The following is a 20068-nucleotide window of genomic DNA, read 5'->3' as shown; positions in this document are numbered from 1 at the left end:
GCCGGGGACACGTCACCGGCGATACGTGCGGCCCCCTTCGATGATCGCCTTCATCCTGAGACGCCTCCTGCAATCCGTCGTGGTCATGATCACGGTCGGGCTGATCGCGTTCTCCATGTTCCGTTTCGTCGGCGATCCGGTGAACCAGGTTGTGTCGCTCGACACGCCGCGGGAGCAGCGCGAGCAGATTCGCCGTGACATGGGGCTCGACGACCCCGTCCCGGTGCAGTTCTTCAACTACATGAAGCGCGCCGCGCGGCTCGACTTCGGCATCTCCTACCAGTTCCGCCAGCCGGTCGCCTCGCTCATCGGCGAGCGCATGCCGGCGACGCTGGAGCTCGCCTTCGCCGCGGCGCTCCTCGCGCTCCTCGTCGGCATCCCCATGGGCGTCTACACGGCCCTTCGCCGCAACTCGGTCATGGCGTCGTTCTTCATGACCATTTCGCTCGTCGGCGTATCCCTGCCGACGTTCCTGATCGCGATCCTGCTGCGCTACGTGTTCTCCGTTCAACTCGGCTGGCTGCCCTCCTTCGGGCGGGGCGACGTCGTCCAGTTCGGCTTCTGGTCCACCGGGCTGCTCACCCTGTCGGGCCTCAAGGCGCTGATCCTGCCTGCCGTCACGCTCGGCCTGTTCCAGATGACGCTGATCATGCGCCTCGTCCGGGCCGAGATGCTCGAGGTGCTGCGCACGGACTACATCCGCTTCGCCCGCGCCCGCGGCCTGCGCACGCGCTCGATCCACTTCGGCCACGCGCTGAAGAACACGCTCGTGCCCGTCATCACGATCACCGGCCTGCAACTCGGCTCGATCATCGCCTTCGCGCTCATCACGGAGTACGTCTTCCAGTGGCCGGGCATGGGCGTGCTGTTCCTTGGCGCCGTGCAGAACGTCGACATCCCGATCATGGCGGCGTACCTGATGCTCATCGCGTTCATGTTCGTGACCATCAACATGATCGTCGACCTGCTCTATGCCGTGGTCGATCCGCGGCTGCGGTCGACGCTGCGGCCGGCGTGAGGCAGGCATGACCCAGGCGGCAGAAACCACGGGCGGAACGGCGGCGGGCACGCGCCCGCGCTGGCGCGACAGCGACATCCTCGCGAGCTTCCTCGCGTCGAAGGTGACGATCGTCTCGGCCATCGTATCGCTCGCGCTCATCGGCGGGGCCGCGCTGGCGCCGCTGATCGCGCCGAGCAACCCGTTCGACCCCGCCAACGTCGACATCCTCGATTCGCTCATGCCGCCGCGCTGGGTGGAGGGCGGGGACCCGAAGTTCCTGCTCGGCACCGACAACCAGGGCCGCGACCTGTTCTCGGCCATCCTCTACGGCATGCGGGTGTCGCTGGTCATCGGGCTCGCGGGGGTTGCCATCGCGGCCATCATCGGCATCACGCTCGGCCTCATGGCCGGTTGGCTGGGCGGTCGGTTCGACGCCTTCGTCATGCGCCTCGCCGACGTGCAGCTGACGTTCCCCTCCATCCTGATCGCGCTTCTCCTCGACGGGGTCGTGCACGGCGTCGTCGGCAAGGGGCAGCGCGAGGAGACGGCCTTCCTCGTGCTGATCATGGCGATCGGGTTGTCGTTCTGGGTGCAGTACGCCCGCACCATCCGCGGCTCGACGATGGTGGAGAAGAACAAGGACTACGTGCAGGCTGCACGCCTCATCGGCATCCCGACGCCGCTGATCCTGGCGCGGCACGTGCTGCCCAACGTCATCGGGCCGGTGCTCGTCATCCTCACCATCAACATCGCGCTCGCGGTCATCACCGAGGCCACCCTGTCCTTCCTCGGCGTGGGACTGCCGCCGACGCAGCCCTCTCTCGGCACGCTCATCCGCATCGGCAACGACTTCCTCTTCTCGGGCGAGTGGTGGATCGTCGCCTTCCCGGGGATCACGCTCGCCGCCTTCGTGCTGGCCGTGAACCTCGTCGGCGACTGGCTCCGCGACGCCCTCAACCCGAAGCTGCGATGAGCGCCCCGGTCCTCTCCATCCGCGACCTCAAGGTCGAGTTCGCGACGCGCCGGGGCGTGCTCAAGGCGCTGGACGGCGTGTCGTTCGACATCGCGCGCGGCGAGGTGCTCGGCGTGGTCGGCGAGTCGGGCGCGGGCAAGTCCCTGACCGGCTCCGCCGTGATCGGGCTGATCGATCCACCCGGCCGGATCAGCGGCGGCGAGATCCTTCTCAACGGCCAGCGCATCAACGGCTTGCCGGCTGAGGCGATGCGCGAGATCCGCGGACGGCGCATCGGCATGGTCTTCCAGGACCCGCTGACGAGCCTCAACCCGCTCTACCGGGTCGGGGACCAGATCGTCGAGACGATCCTCGCCCATCTCGACGTGTCTGCCGCGGAGGCCCGCCGGCGCGCGGTCGACCTCCTCAAGGAGGTCGGCATCCCGGCGGCGGAACGGCGGATCGACGGCTATCCGCACGAGTTCTCCGGCGGCATGCGCCAGCGCGTCGTGCTCGCCCTCGCGCTGTGCGCCGAGCCGGACCTCGTGATCGCCGACGAGCCCACGACGGCCCTCGACGTCTCCGTGCAGGCGCAGATCATCACCCTGCTGCGCCGCCTGTGTACGGAACGCGGCACCGCCGTGATGCTGATTACGCACGACATGGGCGTGATCGCAGAAACCGCAGACCGCGTGGCGGTGATGTATGCGGGCCGCGTCGCCGAGATCGGCCCCGTGCGGGCGGTGGTCAAGGATCCCCTGCACCCCTACGCCAAGGGCCTGATGGGCTCGATCCCGACGCTCGAAGGCGAGGCCGACCGGCTCGTCCAGATCCCGGGCTCGATGCCCCGCCTCGCCGCGATCCCGAAGGGCTGCGCCTTCCGGCCGCGGTGCGCCCGTGCCTTTGCGCGCTGCCACGTCGACCGGCCCGAGCCGAGCCGCGTCGGGGAGCACGCGGTGGCCTGCCACCTCTATGACGGGGACGTGATGCAACCGGTTGCAAGCGGCCACGGAGCGGCCCCATGACCGACCACCCGCTCGTCCAGGTGTCCGGCCTGCGCCGCACGTTCGACGTGTCGAAGCCCTGGCTCGAGCGGGTCATGGCCCGCGAGGGCCGGCAGTTGCTGAAGGCCGTCGATGGGGTCAGCTTCTCCATCCGCAAGGGCGAGACCTTCGCTCTGGTGGGCGAGTCGGGCTCGGGCAAGTCCACCGTGGCGCGGATGGTCGTGGGCCTGCTGCCGCCCACGGGCGGCGAGGTGCGCATCGCCGGCGTGCCGATGACCGGAGCGGGGCACGAGGCCGAACGCCGCCGCCTGCGCCGGCGCATCCAGATGATCTTCCAGGATCCGTTCGCCAGCCTGGATCCCCGCTGGCGGGTCGGGGACATCATCGGCGAGCCGATCCGCGCCTTCGGGATCGCCGAGAACCGGCGGGACGTGACGGACCGCGTCGCCGAGCTCCTGCGGCTCGTCGGTCTCGATCCGGCCGACGCGAGCAAGTTTCCCCACGAGTTCTCGGGCGGCCAGCGCCAGCGCATCGCCATCGCCCGCGCGCTGGCGGCCGAGTCCGACTTCATCGTCTGCGACGAGCCCACGTCGGCGCTCGACGTGTCGGTGCAGGCGCAGATCCTCAACCTGATGCGCGACCTGCAGGACCGCCTCGGGCTGACCTACCTCTTCATCAGCCACAACCTCGCCGTGGTGCGTCACATGGCGACGACGATCGGCGTGATGTATCTCGGCCGCCTCGTCGAGGTGGCGCCCGCCCGGCAGCTCTTCGCTGCTCCGCGCCATCCCTACACGCGGATGTTGCTCGATGCAGTGCCGGACCTCGCGATGAGCGGCCGGCCGCGCACGCCGGTCCAGGGCGAGATCCCGAACCCGATCTCGCCGCCCTCGGGCTGCACCTTCCACCCCCGCTGCGGGCTCGCGTTCGACCTGTGCCGTCGCGAGGCGCCGCCCACGATCGACGGCGTGGCCTGCCATGCCGTTGCGCGGGAGAGCGCCGGGGCCCGGTCGGCCGGCTGAGGCCGGATCAGGGCCGGGCCGTCGTGCGGGGACGGGTCGTCCGGTACTGCCCGCGGTCCACGGCCACCGCCGTCAGCGCCGCGAGCGAGAGGCCGAAGAGCCACCACGCCTGCGCGGCGCCTTGCCCGGCGACCGCAAGCACGAAGGCGACGCTGAGCGTCATCAGCGCCCCGGCGGCGGCGCCCCCCTGCAGGCGCGAGGCGCTGTCGATCGTGCGCGCCAGAAGCAGGGCGAGCGCGACGGCGCCGAGGAACCCGAGCTCGAACCATACCTCGAAGAGAAGGCCCGTCGGGGCACCCTGCGGGACGAGGCCGGCGAGCTTGGCCCGAAGGGCCGTGTCGAGCCCGTGCCCGGTGAAGAGGCGCGCGGGGTCGTCGTAGACGATCCGACCCCACGTCCGCACCATCTCGACGCGGGGATGGGTCGCCCCGAACACGAGCTTCGACAGCGGGCGCAGGAGGAAGGGCATCGCCGGGGCCGCCACGACGAGGCCCGGGATGAGGACCATGCAGGTCCAGCGCCCGATGGCCGTGTCGACCGTCGCGATGCCGAAGATCACCGCCCCGACCGCGAGTGCGACGAGCGCGGGCCACGCCTCGCCCATGATCAGCGCAGCCGTGACCGCGGCCACCAGCAGGAAGCACGAGATGAAGCGGTCCTTCGAGGCGAGCCAGCTGACGGCGGCCGGTGTCACGAGCACGAGCAGGAGCAGTCCACGATCGAGGATCGACCGGTCGAGCCATTCGAGCCCGCGGCCGAGCCGCCAGGCGAGCCAGATGGCGGAGAGGGCCGCGAGCCCGGCGCCGATGGGCATCAGATAGAGATTGCTGACGCGCATCCGCTGCGGCAGCGCCGCCGCTGCGACGAAGGCGAGGAGCCCGGCGCCGACGAGATTGAGCAGGCGTTCGGCCGCTTCGTCGGGGAACGGGGTCCACACCAGCGACAGGCCGGCCCAGAAGGCGAGGAACGCAGCCAGGGCTCCGGCCGGGCCGATGGCGGCGCGCCGCACCGTGCCGAGGGGTTCACGACCGTCGCTTTCGAGGAAGGTCGCCACCACGATCAGGGCCATGCCGATCGGCAGAAGGATCACGAGCCCGCGCCGCGAAACCATGGCGGCCAGCGGCACCACGATCACCAGCACGGCGAAGCCGAAACGCCTGAGGAGGCCGGCGGCATCCTTCGCCAGATCCGCGGTGTGGGTGACGCTCCGGTCCATGGGCATCCGTCGTCGATGACAGCGACCGCGACTCTAGCCACATGCGGCGCGGGAAAACTGTGGGCTCTCTGCCACACAACGGGCGGTTCTTGCCTCTCAGCCCCAGGGTCCGCGCCGCTGCGGGTCGAGACCGCCGGTCAATGGCGGCGGTGCATCAGGGATTTCGGCCGGGAGCCGGCCGCCCGCCAGCCGGACGAGAGCGTCGATCCGCTCCTCCATCGGAGGGTGCGTCGCAAAGAGGTCGGCGAAGCCCGAGCGGGGGTTGTCGAGGCACATCTCCATCACCGCGGAGGGCGCGCCGGGGATTTCGCCCCGGCCGGCTACCTTCATCAGCGCGCTGATCATGGCGTCCGGGTTCTTGGTCAGCTCGACCGCTCCCGCGTCGGCGAGGAATTCCCTGGACCGGGACAGGCTGAACCGGATGACGAGGGACAGCACCCAGGCGACGAGAATAAGGGCCACCGCGATGACGATCGCGAGCCCGGCACCGCCCTTTCTCTCGGACGACGAGGACGAGCCACTCGACCAGCGGACCCGGGTCATGCTCCGGAACAGCATCTCGCCGAAGAAGGAGATCACCCCGGCGATGATGCCGGCGATCACCATCAGCTTCACGTCCTCGTTGCGGATGTGGGTCAGTTCGTGCGCGAGCACTGCCTCCAGTTCCTCGTCGGTGAGCGCGGCGACGAGGCCGGAGGTGACGGTGATGGTGTACTGGCGAGCGTTGAGGCCGCTGGCGAACGCGTTGAGCACGTCCGTGTCGATGATCTCGAGCTTCGGCATGGGGATGCCACGCGAGATGCAGAGGTTCTCGAGGCTGTTGTAGAGACGAGGCTGCTCGGCGCGGGTCACCGCGCGCGAGCCGCTGACCGCGTCGATCATGGCCCGGTTGAAGTGCCACGCCGTGAAGACCCAGCCCGCGGTCAGCAGGCTGATCCACGGGGTGACGGGCACGAACGTGCTCCACGCCTGGTTTGCGAGGGCCTGCAGCGGTGCGCGCCCGCTCCCCATCGCTGCCAGCCACAGGAGGGCGGCGTAGGTCAGCAGGAAGACGAGCACGAAGAGGCCCGCCAGCAGCAGCACGGACCGGACGCGGTTGGCGCGGATGTGCGTGTAGAGGCCGTAGGCCGGCAGCATCGCCGTGCCTGCGGGTCAGAAGCTCACGCTGGGCGGCTTGTCGAGGGCAACCCGCGCGTCCGTGCCGACGTCGAAGAACTCGCGCTCCGTGAAGCCGAAGTTCTTCGCGAAGAAGACCGCCGGGAAGGCCTGGATCGACGCGTTGTACTCGCTCACCGCGTTGTTGAAGAACCGCCGGGCCGCCGCGAGCTTGTTCTCGATGTCCGACAGTTCGCCCTGCAACTGCTGGAAGTTGGCGTTGGCCTTGAGGTCCGGGTAGGCCTCGGAAAGCGCGATGAGCCGCCCCAGCGCCCCCGTCAGCTGGTTCTCCGCGGCCGCCTGGGCTCCGGGGCCCTGCGCCGCCAGGGCCGCATTGCGCGCCTGGATCACCGCCTCGAGCGTCGACTTCTCGTGGGTGGCGTAGCCCTTCACGGTCTCGACGAGGTTTGGAATGAGGTCGTGCCGCTGCTTCAGCTGCACGTCGATGTCGGCGAAGGCCTGGCTCACGCGCTGCCGCAAGCCGACGAGGCCGTTGTAGGTCGCGATCAGCCAGAGGCCGGCCACGACGATCAGTCCGAGCAGAATCCAAGCCGCCATCGTTTCCTCCCGGCCCGCCGGGCCCCCCAAGGATCACGGCCAGTGTCGGGTCGCGAGGCGCCGAGCGCAAGCCTGAGGCACAGGCGGGCGTTGCCGAGGCCGGGGCCATCCCCTAAGTCTGACCCGGGCAAGGGGGGATCTTCATGCGTTCAGCCGTGTTTCTGGCCGCCGTCATGGCGGCGGCCCCGACCGGGGCGTCGGCGGCCGACTTGAACGGAGCCAGTTTCGGCATCGCCTGGGCGATACCGTTCCTCGGCATCCTGCTGTCGATCGCCCTGTTCCCGCTCTTCGCCCCGCATCTGTGGGAGCATCACCAGGGCAAGATCGCCGCGCTCTGGGCGCTGCTCGTCGCAGTGCCGCTGGTCCTGTTCCGCGGCGTCGACGTGACTGCGAGCGCGGTCGCCCACACCATCCTCCTCGAATACGTGCCCTTCATCCTGCTGCTGCTGGCGTTGTTTACGGCTGCGGGCGGCATCTTCGTCTCCGGCAACCTGCGCGGGACGCCGCTCGTCAACACGGGCCTCCTGGCGGCGGGGACGGCGCTCGCCAGCGTGATCGGCACCACGGGCGCCTCGATGGTCCTGATCCGGCCAATCCTGCGGGCCAACGACAACCGCAAGCGCAACGTGCACGTGGTGGTCTTCTTCATCTTCCTCGTGTCGAACCTCGGTGGCTCGCTCACGCCGCTGGGCGACCCGCCCCTCTTCCTCGGCTTCCTCCGCGGAGTCGACTTCTTCTGGACGACGACGCACCTCTTCGGCGAGGCGCTGTTCGCCAGCGGCATCGTGCTGGCCGTGTTCTTTTTCGTCGACAGCTGGCTCTACCGCCGGGAGACGTTCAAGCCCGATCCGACGCCCGAGACGGTGGAAGGCATCCGGATCCACGGCCTCGTCAACGTGGCGCTGATTGGCGTCATCATCGCCGCGATCCTCATGAGCGCGACCTGGAAGCCGGGCGTGGCGTTCCGGGTGGCGGGGGTCGAGGCCGAGTGGCAGAACATCCTGCGTGACGCGATCTTCGTGGCCGTCGCGGTCGCTTCGATGGTGCTCACACGCAAGGACTATCGCGAGGCGAACGGCTTCTCCTGGGGGCCGATCGTCGAAGTCGCCAAGCTCTTCGCGGGCATCTTCATCGCCATGGTGCCCGTGCTGGCGATGTTGCGCGCGGGAGCGGACGGCGCCTTCGCACCGCTCGTGGCGCTCGTGTCGAACCCCGACGGCACGCCCAACAATGTCGCCTACTTCTGGCTCACCGGCGCGCTCTCGTCCTTCCTCGACAACGCCCCGACCTACGTCGTGTTCTTCGAACTGGCGGGCGGCGATGCCGCGACGCTGATGACGAAAGGCGCGCTGACGCTGGCGGCCATCTCCTGCGGCGCGGTGTTCATGGGCGCCAACAGCTACATCGGCAACGCACCCAACTTCATGGTCTATGCGATCGCCCGGTCCGCCGGTGTCCGCATGCCGAGCTTCTTCGGCTACATGGTCTGGTCGGGCGCCGTCCTGATCCCGACCTTCATCCTCGTCACCTTCGTCTTCTTCCGGTGAGTGCCATGTCCGCAGCCGATGCCGAGCCCGACGACGCCTTCGTGCTCTACGACCTGCGCGTCGAGGTGGTGAAGGGAGATCGCCCGATGGTCTGCAACCACAAGGAGGGGGATTTCTTCGAGCTCTCCGGGGAGAACCTCTCGCTGCCGCCGGGGCAGACCTTCCCGATCTATCCGCTCGCCGCGCTGCTGCCGCTGCTGCCGGCCAAGCAGCGGCCGACGCACCCCAACGACTGGATGACGACGGACGCCGAGGTCGCCTGCCCGGATCCCTTCTGCGGCGCACGCTTCCGGATCACGCGCATCGGCAAGCGCGTGTTCCGCCATTCCGAGGTGACGGTCGTGCCCCTGCTGCCCGCCGGGTTCCGCGCCGAGCCGGCCTGAGGCCGCTCAGCGCAGGAACACGAAGGTCAGCAGTGCGAAGAGCGGCAGCAGGACCGCACCGGACCAGAGCATGAAGCCGAAGAAGCTCGGCATCGCAACGCCCCCGGAACGGGCGATGGCGTACACCATGAAGTTCGGGGCGTTGCCGATGTAGGTGTTGGCGCCCATGAACACGGCGCCCAGCGAGATGGCCGTCAGTACCGGCGCCATCGGACCCATGAGCGTCGCCGGATCGCCACCCGCCAGCTCGAAGAAGACGAGGTAGGTCGGGGCGTTGTCGAGGAACGACGACAGGATGCCGGTGAGCCAGAAATAGGCGGCCGGCGACGGCGAGCCGTCGGGGCGCGTCACGAGCCCCACAAGGCCCTTGAAGGGGCCCTCGGCGCCGGCGTTCAGCATCGCCAGCACCGGGATGATGCAGACGAAGATGGCTGCGAAGAGCTTGGCCACCTCGCGGATGGGCTCCCAGTCGAAGGCGTTCGCCTCCCTGTGCTCCGCCTTGCTCAGCGCCAGCGAGGCGAGACCCACCAGCACCATCGTGACGTCGCGCACGATGTTCTGCAGCGGCACCTCGACGCCGACGACGGTGAAGACGATGCCCGGCTTCCAGAAGCCGCTGAGCAGGATGGCGAGCACCACGACCCCGATCAGCAGGAAGTTGACGGTGCCCACGACCCGGATGCGCTTGTCGGGGGTCGGGTCCCGCATCGGCGCCGCGGCGCCCTCCTTGCGGTAGAGGAAGCTGTCCAGCGCGTAGAACAGGGCGAGCAGGATGACCGATGCCAGCAGCATCGGCAGGAACAGCGCCGTCGTCGTCCAGAAGAAGTCGACGCCGCGCAGGAAGCCCAGGAAGAGCGGCGGGTCGCCGAGCGGCGTCAGCGAGCCGCCGATGTTCGACACGAGGAAGATGAAGAACACGACGACATGCACGTTGTGCCGCCGGTTGTCGTTGGCGCGCAGGAGCGGGCGGATGAGGATCATCGACGCGCCCGTCGTGCCGATGATGCTGGCGAGGCCCGTGCCCACGGCCAGCAGCGCGGTGTTGGCCGCCGGCGTGCCGTGGATGTTGCCGGCGACCACGATGCCGCCCGCCGCCGTGAACAACGCGAAGAGCAGCAGGATGAAGGGGACGTACTCCAGCAGGATGGCGTGGAGGATCGCCCCCAGCGCCCCCGTCGGTCCCAGCGCGATCAACAGGGGAACCACGACAAGCGCCGCCCAGAAGGCGGCAATGGTGCCGTAGCGGTGGTGCCAGAGCTTGGGAAAGAGCAGGGGCCCCAGAGCAATCGACAGGAGAATCCCCATGAAGGGGATGGCCCAGACGTAGCCGAGGGTGCGGCCGTCGAGTTCGGCGGCGGATGCCGGCGTGGCGAGGATGGCGAGGACGAGCGGCGCAGCGAGGTGGCCCAAGATGGCGAGGCGAGTCGTCAAGATGGGCTTCCCCCAATGTCACAGCGGCACGTCGTCACCGATATATTCATGTCGCCCGAAAATGGTAGCTGAGCGGCTGACGAATGTGGCCGGTCCCGGAAAGGGACGTTAAGCCCGCCTTCATCGTGGCGGCGCAAGCTGACTTCGGCTAAACGCGGCGCTTCGACTGGAGAGTTCGAACCATGTGCCGGTTTCTCGCCTACAGGGGGCGCCCGGTCTTTCTCGAGACGCTCGTCTGCGCCCCCTGCCACTCGCTCGTGCACCAGTCCCTTCATGCCGAGGAGACGAAGACGGGGACGAACGGCGACGGCTTCGGCGTCGGCTGGTACGGCTCCCGGACGGAACCGGGCCTCTACCGCGAGGTCCGGCCGGCCTGGTCGGACGAGAACCTCAGGTCCATCTGCGCGCAGGTCTCCTCCGGGCTCTTCTTCGCCCATGTCCGCGCGGCCACCGGCACCGCGACCTCGCGCGTCAACTGCCACCCCTTCGTGCGCGGGCGCTGGATGTTCATGCACAACGGCCAGATCGGCGGGTACGCCGAGGTCCGCCGCCGGCTCGAGCACCTCATCCCCGACGACCTCTACCAGCACCGGGTCGGAACCACCGACAGCGAGGCCCTGTTCCTCGCGGCGCTCGCAGACGGGCTCGACGAGGACCCTGTGGGCGCCATGGCGCGGACGTTGCGCAAGGTCTGCACGTTCATGCAGGCGGCCGGCATCCGTGAAGCGCTCCGGTTCACGGCGGCGCTCACTGACGGATGCGACGTCTTCGCCTTCCGCTGGGCGTCCGACGGTCGGCCGGCGACGCTCTATCACCGCGAGCGTGACGAGGACCTCCTGATCGTGTCGGAACCGCTCGACCGCGCCCAGGAGGGCTGGCAGGCCCTGCCGGGATCCTGCGCGCTCGTCGCAAGGGCCGGGCGGCCCGTCGAGATGAGGTGCATGGACGAAGCGATACAACTCAAGGTTGCATAAGGCTAAATTTCCCGTAAACGGATACGATTACAGAGCGTTACTTTCCAATCACGACAATTGCCGCTTGCAGGGAATGAGGAGAAGTTGTAGAAAATCAGCATTGTTTATGTTGATTGGACAGACGACGTGTTTCTCCGCGGCTTCATCGCACTGGCGGTTTCGGTCCTCCTGACGGGGCCCGTGCTGGCCCAGGTCATCGGCGACGCCCAGTTCATCCAGCGGGACGTGCGCGGCATTGCAGCGGGCCGGCTCTATCCGATCAGCATGGGCGACTCGGTCTACCGCGACCAGATCGTCCGCACCTTCGCCGAGAGCTCGGCGGTGCTGTCGTTTCTCGACAAGTCCCTGATGTCCATCGGGCCGCAGTCCGAGGTGCGCCTCGACGAGTTCGTGTTCCGCGGCGGCACCGGCCCCCGCACCGTCGAGGCGGTGAAAGGGTTCTTCCGCTTCATTTCCGGCACCGGGCCTGGCGGCCACGATTACCAGGTGCGCACGCCGCACGCGACCATCGCCGTTCGTGGCACGACCTTCGATGTTCGCGTGGGCGAGACGGGTACCACGGTCGTTCTGCATGAGGGTGCCGTCGACGTCTGCGCGGCGGGCCAGTGCCGTTCCATGGTGCCGGGCCAGATCGTGGACGCCTCCCGGACGGGCGTCGGCGGCGTCCGCACGCTCGGGGCGGGTGACTGGACGTTCGGCTCGGACAAGGGCCAGCGCGCTGCGGCCGCGGCGAAGACGTTCGCAGATGCCCGGGCGGCCGCCCGACCCGCACTCGTTCCGGCTGCGGCCCTTGCCGCGACGGTCACGCCGGACATGGTCGTCGGCGCTCCCGAGCCCGCTGTTCCGGCGACCGTGGTGACGCTCGCTCCGGCTCCCGACAGCCGGGCGCCCGTGCGCATGCCTGACGCCGTCCTTCCCGAGCAGCCGCAACTGGGCGGTGGACCCTCCGCCGCGGCCGGATCAGGCAACGAGGTCGCCACTGCGCAGCGGCGTCCTGCGGAGCCTGTGGGCGACGGCGTCCGGATGGCCGGCGTCGGGGGCATCCTGCGCACCGCGTCCGGCCTGCGTGACTGGTCGAGCGCCCTCGTCGCCGCCGTGACGATCGCTCCGGCCATCGCCAGCGAGCCCGCGTGGCCGCTCGCCCGCACGGTGGGGACCCTTTGCATCGCGGAGCCCCCGGTTGCAGGCGCACCGCCCGGGATCCGGGTGCCAAGCTGCTCCTGGCCTGTGCACTGGAGCACCCGCCAGACGGTGGATCCCAGCGTGCGGTCCGACGGAACGGGGAACCGCTGAGCCGCTTTGCGGCGCAGCGAGGGCTCAGGCCGCGGCAGCGAGCCGTTCGGTCACCATCGCCCGCAGGGCACGGAGGTCCTTGGCGAAAAGGCGGATGCCTTCGGCCAGCTTCTCGGTCGCCATCGCGTCTTCGTTGAGAGCGAACCGGAAGGCCGACTCCCGCGTGTCCACCTTGTCGAGACCGGCGGCGGCATCGCGCGCCGGGTCGAGCCGGCGCTCGAGCCGCCCCTCGTCACCCTTCAGCGCTTCGAGAAGGGCGGGTGCGATCGTCAGGCGGTCACAGCCGGCCAGGGCCTCGATCTCGCCCACGGAGCGGAACGATGCCCCCATGACCACCGTCGGATAGCCGTGGCGCTTGTAGTAGGCGTAGATGCGCCGGACGGAGAGGACGCCGGGGTCCTCCTCCGGACCGAAGCTGCGGCCCTCTGCCTTCACGTGCCAGTCGAGAATGCGGCCCACGAACGGCGAAATGAGGAAGGCCTTGGCCTCGGCAGCCGCCGCCGCCTGCACCAGCGAGAACAGAAGCGTCAGGTTGCAGTCGATCCCCTCGGCCTGCAGGACGCGTGCGGCCTCGATCCCCTCCCATGTGGAGGCGATCTTGATCAGGATCTTCTCGCGTCCGATGCCGCGTGCCTGGTAGGCGGCGATGACCTGCCGGGCCTTGGCGACGGTGGCGGCGGTGTCGAAGGAGAGGTCCGCGTCGACTTCCGTCGAGACGCGGCCCGGAACGAGCGCGGCAAGTTCGGCACCGAAGCTGACGGCCAGCCGGTCGGCCACCGCCTCGGCCACGGCGTCCTTCGTGCCGGTCTGGCGGCGTCCCCACGCGATCGCTTCCTCGACGATCGCGGCATAGGCCGGCATCTGGGCCGCCTTGAGGATCAGCGTGGGATTCGTCGTGCAGTCCGTCGGCTGGTACGAACGGATCGAGTCGATGTCACCGGTGTCCGCGACCACCACCGTCATCGCCTTCAGTTGCTCGAGCTTCGAAACCATCGCCATCTCCCACAGGCCGCGATCAGGCTTTGCCGCCGGACCGGTTGCTTCCTATCATGCGCGCCAACGAGCCGGAACCGCCCCGTCGGTTTGCCGGCCGGGAGGCGAGGAGAGCAGGCTCCATGGTGCAGCAGACGATGCCGACGCGGGTCTTCCGCTCGCGGTCGGGCGCGGACATCACCTTTAGCGCCATGGGGTTCGGCACTGCGCCCCTCGGCAACCTCTATCGGCCGCTCTCCGAGACCGAGGCCCGCGCCACGCTCGATGCGGCGTGGGACGTGGGGTGCCGCTATTTCGACACCGCCCCGCTTTACGGGCTCGGCCTCTCCGAGACGCGGCTGAACGGCTTCCTCCGCGAGCACCGCGAGGCGCCCTTCGTGCTGTCCACCAAGGTGGGGCGCTACCTGACCGCCTGCCCGCCGACGGAACGCTCGGCTCCGAAGTTCATCGACGTACCCAGCCGCCGCGAGGTCTACGACTACTCCTACGACGGCGTCATGCGGTCCCTGGAGCAGTCCTTCGAGCGGCTCGGCGTCGATGCCGTCGACATCCTCTACTGCCACGACGTCGACATCTTCACGCACGGGTCCAAGGCGGCGTCGGACCAGCGCATCCGCGAGTTCATGGAGGGGGGCTACAAGGCCGTCCTGAAGCTGCGCGAGAGCGGCGCCGTAAAGGCGATTGGCGCCGGCATCAACGAGTGGCAGGTCGCCGAGGCCATGGCCCGGCAGGGGGATTTCGACCTCTTCCTGCTCGCCGGGCGCTACACGCTGCTCGAACAGGAGGCGCTGGACAGCTTCCTCCCGCTCTGCGTCGAGCGCGGCATCGGGATCGCCCTCGGCGGGCCGTACAACTCCGGCATTCTCGCCACGGGCCCGCGCCCCGGCGCATTCTACAACTACGACCCCGCGCCGCCCGCGATCCTCGAGCGCGTGGGCCGAATCCAGCGCGTCTGCGAGGCCCATGGCGTGACGCTGGCGGACGCGGCCATCAATTTCCCTCTGGCCCACCCGGCGGTGGTCAGCGTGATCCCAGGCGGCCAGCGTCCGGAAGAGGTGCGCCGCAACGCCGCCGGCCTCGCCGCCGTTATTCCCGCCACGCTGTGGGCCGACCTCAAGACCGAGGGCCTGCTGCGCGCCGACGCTCCCGTTCCCACCTGAGGCTCCCATGCTCAAGTCGATCGACCCGCTTCTCGGACCCGAGCTGCTCTCCACCCTGCGCGCCATGGGGCATGGCGACGATCTCGCCATCGTCGATGCCAACTATCCCGCGACCGCCTCGGGTCGTCCGGTGATCCGCCTCGACGGAATCCCGTCGCCCCGCATCCTCGACGCCGTGCTTTCGGTGTTCCCGCTCGACGACTTCGTGCCCGAGGCTGCATGGCGCATGCAGGTCGTCGGCGACCCCGCGGCGGAGATGCCGATCTTCGACGAGTTCCGCGAGATCATCGCGCGCCGCGAGGGGCCCCGGTTCCACCTCGCCGCGCTGGAACGTTTCGCCTTCTACGAGAAGGCCCGCGGCGCCTTCGCCGTCGTCGTCAGCGGCGAGCGCCGGCTTTACGGCAACGTCATCCTCAAGAAGGGCATCGTCCGGCCGGATTGACGCCGGTCGCGGGCGACACGCGGCCACCTGCAGGGGAGCCCATCCGATGACCGAGCGCATCGACGCACACCAGCATTACTGGCATCCCGGCCGGGGAGATTACTTCTGGTTGAGTCCCGACTCCGTGCTCAACCGGCCCTTCGGCCCTGCGGACATGGAGCCTCTGCTGGCGGAGGCGGGTTTCCAGGGGACGGTCCTCGTGCAGGCCGCGCCGACGGTCGAGGAAACGGAGTACATGCTCGGCATCGCCGACGCGACCGACAGCGTGCGCGCGGTCGTCGGCTGGGTCGACTTCACCGATCCGGCGCACCGGGCCCACCTCGAGCGCCTCGCACGCCACCCGAAGTTCCGCGGCGTACGCCCGATGATCCAGGACATCGCCGACGTGGACTGGATGCTCCGCCCCGATATCGAGTGGGCGTTCCGTGCCCTGATCGATCTCGACCTGACCTTCGACGCGCTCACCCATCCCCGTCACCTGTCGAACCTGCGGCGGCTCCTCGCGCGCTGGCCCGACCTTCGCGTGGTGATCGACCACGCGTCGAAGCCGGCCATCCGCAACCGCGCCTTCGACGGATGGGCCGCCGACATGGCCGCGCTCGCCGCCGACACGGGGGCCTGGTGCAAGTTCTCCGGGCTCGTGACGGAAGCGGCGACGGGCTGGACGGTGGACGACCTGCGTCCCTATGCCGACCACCTGCTCGGCACGTTCGGCGCGGGTCGCCTGATCTTCGGGTCCGACTGGCCGGTGTGCACGCTCGCCGCAACCTACCTGCAGTGGGTCGATGCGGCCGAGGAGCTCGTGGGCAGCTGCTCGGCCGGCGAGAAGATCGCCATCTTCGGCGCCAACGCGACCCAGTTCTACCGGCTGCCGGTCTGACCGACAGTCGCGAGGAGAGGAAGGCTAGTGCGCCTCCTCCCAGTTGTGGGCCGCTCTCGCATCGACCTGGAGAGGCACGGAGAGCGTCACCGCCGGATGCGGCGCGTCGATCATGACCGACCGCACGACCGGCAGCGTCGCCTCCACCTCGTCCTCGGCGACCTCGAAGACCAGTTCGTCGTGCACCTGCAGCAGCATGCGTGCCGACAATCCAGCCGCCGCGAGCGCCGGCTCCATGCGCACCATGGCCCGTCGGATGATGTCGGCCGCGGAACCCTGGATCGGCGCGTTGATCGCGGCGCGCTCCATGAAGGCGCGCTCCGACGGGTTGCGGGCGTTGATCTGCGGATAATGGGCCCTCCGCCCGAAGATCGTCGTTACGTAGCCGTTGGACCGGGCGAAACGCTTGGTCGATTCCATGTAGTCGCGGATGCCGGGAAAACGCTCGAAGTACTTCTTGATGTAGGCCCCGGCCTCCTCGCGCGGGATGCCGAGCTGGTTCGCCAGCCCGAAGGCCGAGATGCCGTAGATGATGCCGAAGTTGATCGCCTTGGCCCGGCGCCGGACCTGCGGATCCATGCCCTTCACCGGCACGCCGAACATCTCGGAGGCCGTCATGGCATGGATGTCGATGCCGTCGGCGAAGGCCTGCCGCAACTGGGGGATGTCCGCGATGTGGGCCAGCACGCGCAACTCGATCTGCGAGTAGTCGGCCGAGACGAGCTTGTGGCCAGGCGTCGCGACGAAGGCGGTGCGGATGCGCCGCCCTTCCTCTGTCCGCACCGGGATGTTCTGCAGGTTCGGCTCGGAGGACGAAAGGCGGCCCGTCGTCGTCGATGCCAGCGAGAAGCACGTGTGCACGCGGTGCGTCTGCGGATGCACGTAGCCCGGCAGCGCGTCCGTGTAGGTCGACTTCAGCTTGGAGAGCTGGCGCCACTCGAGGATGCGGGCGGGCAACTCGTGCCCCTGTTCTGCGAGGTCCTCGAGCACCTTGGCGCCGGTGGACCAGGCGCCCGTGGCGGTCTTCGTCGCGCCGGGCAGCCCCATCTTGCCGAACAGGATGTCGCCGAGCTGCTTCGGCGAGCCGAGGTTGAAAGGCTCGCCCGCGAGCCCGTGGATCTCGGCCTCCAGGCGCGCCATGCCCTGCGCGAACTCGCCGGACAGGCGTGAAAGGATCTGCCGGTCGATGGCGATGCCGCGCTCCTCCATGCGGCCGAGCACCGGCACCAGCGGGCGTTCCAGGCGCTCGTAGGCGCTCGTCATGCCTTCCGCGGCGAGCCGCGGCTTGAGCACGTGCCACAGTCGCAGCGTCACGTCGGCGTCCTCGGCGGCGTACTCCGTGGCCCGCTCGATCGAGACGCGGGCGAAGCCGATGAAGCTCTTGCCCGTGCCGGCCACCTCGCCGAACTGGATCGGCTTGTGCCCCAGGAGGTTCTCCGAAAGCTCGTCCATGCCGTGCCCGTTGCGCCCGGCGTCGAGCACGTAGGACAGCAGCATCGTGTCGTCGGCCGGCGCCACGGTGATCCCGTGCCGCTGCATGACGAGCCAGTCGTACTTCAGGTTCTGCGCCACCTTCAGGACGCCGGGGTCCTCCAGCAGCGGCTTGACCATGGCGAGCGCCTCGCGGATCGGGATCTGCCCCTCCACGAGGTCGTTGCCGCCGAAGAGGTCGCCTGAACCCTCGCCCCGGTGGGTCAGCGGCACGTAGCACGCGCGGCCGGGAGCGGTGGCGAGCGAGAAGCCGACGAGGTCGGCGCGCATGGCGTCCAGCGAGGTCGTCTCGGTGTCGAAGGCGACGACGCCCACGGACTTCGCCTCGGCGATCCACGCTGCCAGCCGGTCGGCGCTGCGGACAGCCTCGTACCGGCTGACGTCGAAGGGAATGGCCCGCATGGCGACGGCCATCGCGCCGCTGAGGTGGGCGGGCGTCGCCTCGCCGTTGCGGGCCGAGGTGGCGGAAGCGGTGGCGCCGTTCGAGGCCGCGGCCGCGACGCTGCCGGTGGGCGCCGGCGCCGGATCGGCCGTCCGCATGTCCGGGCCGTGAACCGGCGCGGCCGCCGGATCGCCGCCCCAGCCCGTGCCGGCACCGGGCGCGGCCAGTGCCGCGTCCGGATCGACCGTCGCGGCGTCGAGGCCATACGCCTCGCACACGCGCCGCGTCACCGAGTTGAACTCCATGGCCTTGAGGAAGGCGACGAGCCGTCGCGGATCGGGATCGTGCACGCCGATCGTATCGATCGGCTCGTCCAGCGGGACGTTCCTGTCCAGCGTGACCAGCGTGCGGGAGAGCCGCGCCTGGTCCATGTTGGCGAGCAGCGTCTCGCGCCGCTTGGGCTGCTTGATCTCGCCGGCACGCGCCAGCAGCGTCTCCAGGTCGCCGTATTCGAGGATCAGCTGCGCGGCAGTCTTCACGCCGATGCCCGGCACACCGGGAACGTTGTCGACGCTGTCGCCGATCAGCGCCTGCACGTCGACGACCTTCTCCGGCGGCACGCCGAACTTCTCGATCACCTCGTCCCGACCGATGCGCCGTTCCTTCATCGAGTCGTAGAGGCTGACGCCGTTGCCGACGAGCTGCATCAGGTCCTTGTCGGAGGCCACGATGGTCGTCGTCGCTCCGGCCTCGCAGGCGAGCCGGCTGTAGGTCGCGATGATGTCGTCGGCCTCATAGCCCTTCTGTTCCACGCAGGGCAGGTCGAAGGCCCGAACCGCCTCGCGGATCAGCCGGAACTGGGGCCTGAGGTCCTCCGGCGGCTCGGGCCGGTGCGCCTTGTAGCCGTCGTAGAGGGCGTTGCGGAAGGTCGTGGCGGAGTGGTCGAACACGACGGCGAGATGGCTGGGCCGCTCGCCGGCAACGCTGTCGCGCAGGAGCCGCCACAGCATGTTGCAGAAGCCGGCGACCGCGCCCACCGGGAGCCCGTCCGACTTGCGGGTCAGCGGCGGAAGCGCGTGGTAGGCGCGAAAGATGTAGGATGAGCCGTCCACAAGGAAGACATGGTCTCCCTTGCGCACCGGACGGTGCCGGGGGGACGCGGGATGGGCGGCGGACGTGGCCTCGGGCATGCGGGTCTCGATGGCTTCTGCAGGAGCAGCGCATCCTGACACGGAGGCGCCCGAGGTGCGAGCGGCTCCGACATCCCGTTGATCTGCCTCACGGCAGCGTTCCTCAAGCATCGTCACGATCGAATGCGAGAAAGGCAGGCCATGGCACGGCGCATTCTCATCATCGACGGCCACCCCGACCCCGATCGCGGTCGCTTGATCCACGCGATGGCGGGCGCCTACGAAGCCAGTGCACGGGCGGCCGGGCACGAGATCCGCACGCTCGAACTGGCGTCGGCCGATATCCCGCTGCTGCGCTCGAAGGCCGAGTTCGAGACGATGGCGCCGCCCGCCGACATCGCGCGGGCCCAGGAGGACATCCGCTGGGCCGAGCACGTCGTCCTGTTGTTTCCGCTGTGGATGGGTGGGGCGCCCGCCCTCGTGAAGGCCTTCCTCGAGCAGACGCTGCGACCCGGCTTCGCCGCGCGGACACGGGGTTCCGGCATGCCCGAGAAGCTCCTCGCGGGGCGGTCCGTACGGATCGTGATCACCATGGGAATGCCGGTGCTCGCCTATCGCTGGTGGTTCGGAGCGCACGGCTTGCGCAGCCTGAAGCGCGAGATCCTTGCCCTGTCCGGGCTCGGGCCGATCAGCGACAGCCTCTTCGGAGGCGTCGAGCAGGCCTCCGCCGAGACGCGTCAGAGTTGGCTCGCGGAGCTCTGGGACCTGGGGCGAACGGGGGGGTGACGATGGCAGGCTCCGTCCAAATGCCGGTTGTGGAAGAAATTCGCCATGAGAAATCAGCGACTTGTTCCTGATCTGACCGTCCGGTCGAAAAAAATCTGCACGAAGGGGGTTGCGTCCCCCGGGGAGAGGGGGTACATCCCGCCTCGTTCGCGGCGACGTTGTCCCTCGGGACGGCGAGACGCTCCGACGCTACATCTTCTGGACATCGGGTCTGATGTTGACCTGGCTTCGGTCGGGTGAGGGGTGTTTGCGTTGGGTGTGATGCTGTG

18 protein-coding genes are annotated in these 20068 nt (G+C 69.1%); 12 read left to right on the top strand and 6 right to left on the bottom strand.

The annotated features are described in order from the left end of the window. Positions 1-40 precede the first annotated feature (40 nt). The 4 genes from ACX9GQ_RS09740 to ACX9GQ_RS09725 are packed head-to-tail and all read left to right on the top strand — an operon-like array spanning position 41 to position 3978. On the top strand, positions 41-1018 hold the full coding sequence (locus tag ACX9GQ_RS09740) for an ABC transporter permease (RefSeq protein ID WP_459629335.1): 978 nt from the start codon (positions 41-43) through the stop codon (positions 1016-1018). Positions 1019-1025: 7 nt separating this feature from the next. Continuing rightward, on the top strand, positions 1026-1973 hold the full coding sequence (locus ACX9GQ_RS09735) for an ABC transporter permease (protein WP_459629334.1): 948 nt from the start codon (positions 1026-1028) through the stop codon (positions 1971-1973). After that, entirely contained in the window at positions 1970-2977 is a 1008-nt protein-coding gene (locus ACX9GQ_RS09730) for an ABC transporter ATP-binding protein (RefSeq protein ID WP_459629333.1), read from the top strand. Before ACX9GQ_RS09735 ends, ACX9GQ_RS09730 begins: the two co-directional genes overlap by 4 nt. After that, on the top strand, positions 2974-3978 hold the full coding sequence (locus tag ACX9GQ_RS09725) for an ABC transporter ATP-binding protein (protein WP_459629332.1): 1005 nt from the start codon (positions 2974-2976) through the stop codon (positions 3976-3978). Before ACX9GQ_RS09730 ends, ACX9GQ_RS09725 begins: the two co-directional genes overlap by 4 nt. Before the next feature lie 7 nt (positions 3979-3985). On the opposite strand, the gene ACX9GQ_RS09720 is transcribed toward ACX9GQ_RS09725, so the two are convergent. The 3 genes from ACX9GQ_RS09720 to ACX9GQ_RS09710 all read right to left on the bottom strand — a co-directional run bounded on the left by ACX9GQ_RS09720 (position 3986) and on the right by ACX9GQ_RS09710 (position 6907). Beyond that, positions 3986-5194: a peptide ABC transporter permease gene (locus ACX9GQ_RS09720; protein ID WP_459629331.1), complete on the bottom strand. Its 1209-nt coding sequence runs from the start codon at positions 5192-5194 to the stop codon at positions 3986-3988. A 96-nt stretch (positions 5195-5290) separates the two neighbouring features. Further along, positions 5291-6328 (bottom strand): M48 family metallopeptidase, encoded by a 1038-nt coding sequence (locus ACX9GQ_RS09715; RefSeq protein WP_459629587.1) that lies wholly within the window; start codon positions 6326-6328, stop codon positions 5291-5293. Positions 6329-6346: 18 nt separating this feature from the next. Next, positions 6347-6907: a LemA family protein gene (locus ACX9GQ_RS09710; protein ID WP_459629330.1), complete on the bottom strand. Its 561-nt coding sequence runs from the start codon at positions 6905-6907 to the stop codon at positions 6347-6349. Between the two features lie 143 nt (positions 6908-7050). Here ACX9GQ_RS09710 and ACX9GQ_RS09705 point away from each other — a divergent pair, with 143 nt between their 5' ends. Then, entirely contained in the window at positions 7051-8454 is a 1404-nt protein-coding gene (locus tag ACX9GQ_RS09705) for a sodium:proton antiporter (protein ID WP_459629329.1), read from the top strand. 5 nt (positions 8455-8459) lie between these two features. Next, on the top strand, positions 8460-8837 hold the full coding sequence (locus ACX9GQ_RS09700; RefSeq protein WP_459629328.1) for a TIGR04076 family protein: 378 nt from the start codon (positions 8460-8462) through the stop codon (positions 8835-8837). Between the two features lie 6 nt (positions 8838-8843). On the opposite strand, the gene ACX9GQ_RS09695 is transcribed toward ACX9GQ_RS09700, so the two are convergent. Further along, positions 8844-10268, bottom strand: a complete 1425-nt coding sequence (locus ACX9GQ_RS09695) for a sodium:proton antiporter (protein WP_459629327.1) — start codon at positions 10266-10268, stop codon at positions 8844-8846. A 182-nt stretch (positions 10269-10450) separates the two neighbouring features. Between ACX9GQ_RS09695 and ACX9GQ_RS09690 the strand changes: the two genes are divergently transcribed. Continuing rightward, positions 10451-11242, top strand: a complete 792-nt coding sequence (locus ACX9GQ_RS09690; RefSeq protein ID WP_459629326.1) for a class II glutamine amidotransferase — start codon at positions 10451-10453, stop codon at positions 11240-11242. Positions 11243-11368: 126 nt separating this feature from the next. After that, positions 11369-12535, top strand: a complete 1167-nt coding sequence (locus ACX9GQ_RS09685) for a FecR family protein (RefSeq protein ID WP_459629325.1) — start codon at positions 11369-11371, stop codon at positions 12533-12535. Positions 12536-12559: 24 nt separating this feature from the next. Here ACX9GQ_RS09685 and tal read toward each other — a convergent pair whose 3' ends face one another. After that, positions 12560-13528: a transaldolase gene (gene tal / locus ACX9GQ_RS09680; RefSeq protein WP_459629324.1), complete on the bottom strand. Its 969-nt coding sequence runs from the start codon at positions 13526-13528 to the stop codon at positions 12560-12562. A 137-nt stretch (positions 13529-13665) separates the two neighbouring features. On the opposite strand from tal, the gene ACX9GQ_RS09675 reads away from it, so the two are divergent. From ACX9GQ_RS09675 to ACX9GQ_RS09665, 3 genes are read left to right on the top strand one after another with little or no spacing between them, the layout of a single operon-like run. After that, positions 13666-14688, top strand: coding sequence for an aldo/keto reductase (locus ACX9GQ_RS09675; RefSeq protein ID WP_459629586.1), 1023 nt, complete (start codon positions 13666-13668; stop codon positions 14686-14688). Between the two features lie 7 nt (positions 14689-14695). Then, the gene (locus ACX9GQ_RS09670; protein ID WP_459629323.1) at positions 14696-15130 is read left to right on the top strand and encodes an RbsD/FucU family protein; all 435 of its coding nucleotides are present in this window, start codon (positions 14696-14698) and stop codon (positions 15128-15130) included. A gap of 46 nt (positions 15131-15176) precedes the next feature. Further along, complete coding sequence (locus ACX9GQ_RS09665) at positions 15177-16010, top strand: amidohydrolase family protein (RefSeq protein WP_459629322.1); 834 nt, start codon at positions 15177-15179, stop codon at positions 16008-16010. A gap of 24 nt (positions 16011-16034) precedes the next feature. Here the strand turns inward: ACX9GQ_RS09665 and polA are convergent, their stop codons facing one another. Then, on the bottom strand, positions 16035-19073 hold the full coding sequence (gene polA, locus ACX9GQ_RS09660) for a DNA polymerase I (protein WP_459629321.1): 3039 nt from the start codon (positions 19071-19073) through the stop codon (positions 16035-16037). A 141-nt stretch (positions 19074-19214) separates the two neighbouring features. Between polA and ACX9GQ_RS09655 the strand changes: the two genes are divergently transcribed. Further along, the gene (locus ACX9GQ_RS09655; RefSeq protein ID WP_459629320.1) at positions 19215-19799 is read left to right on the top strand and encodes an NAD(P)H-dependent oxidoreductase; all 585 of its coding nucleotides are present in this window, start codon (positions 19215-19217) and stop codon (positions 19797-19799) included. Positions 19800-20068 lie beyond the last annotated feature (269 nt).

The sequence above is a fragment of the Alsobacter sp. R-9 genome (assembly GCF_054612375.1).
The sequence above is the reverse complement of the archived record's forward strand: the minus strand, read 5'-3'. Positions and strand labels throughout refer to the sequence as shown.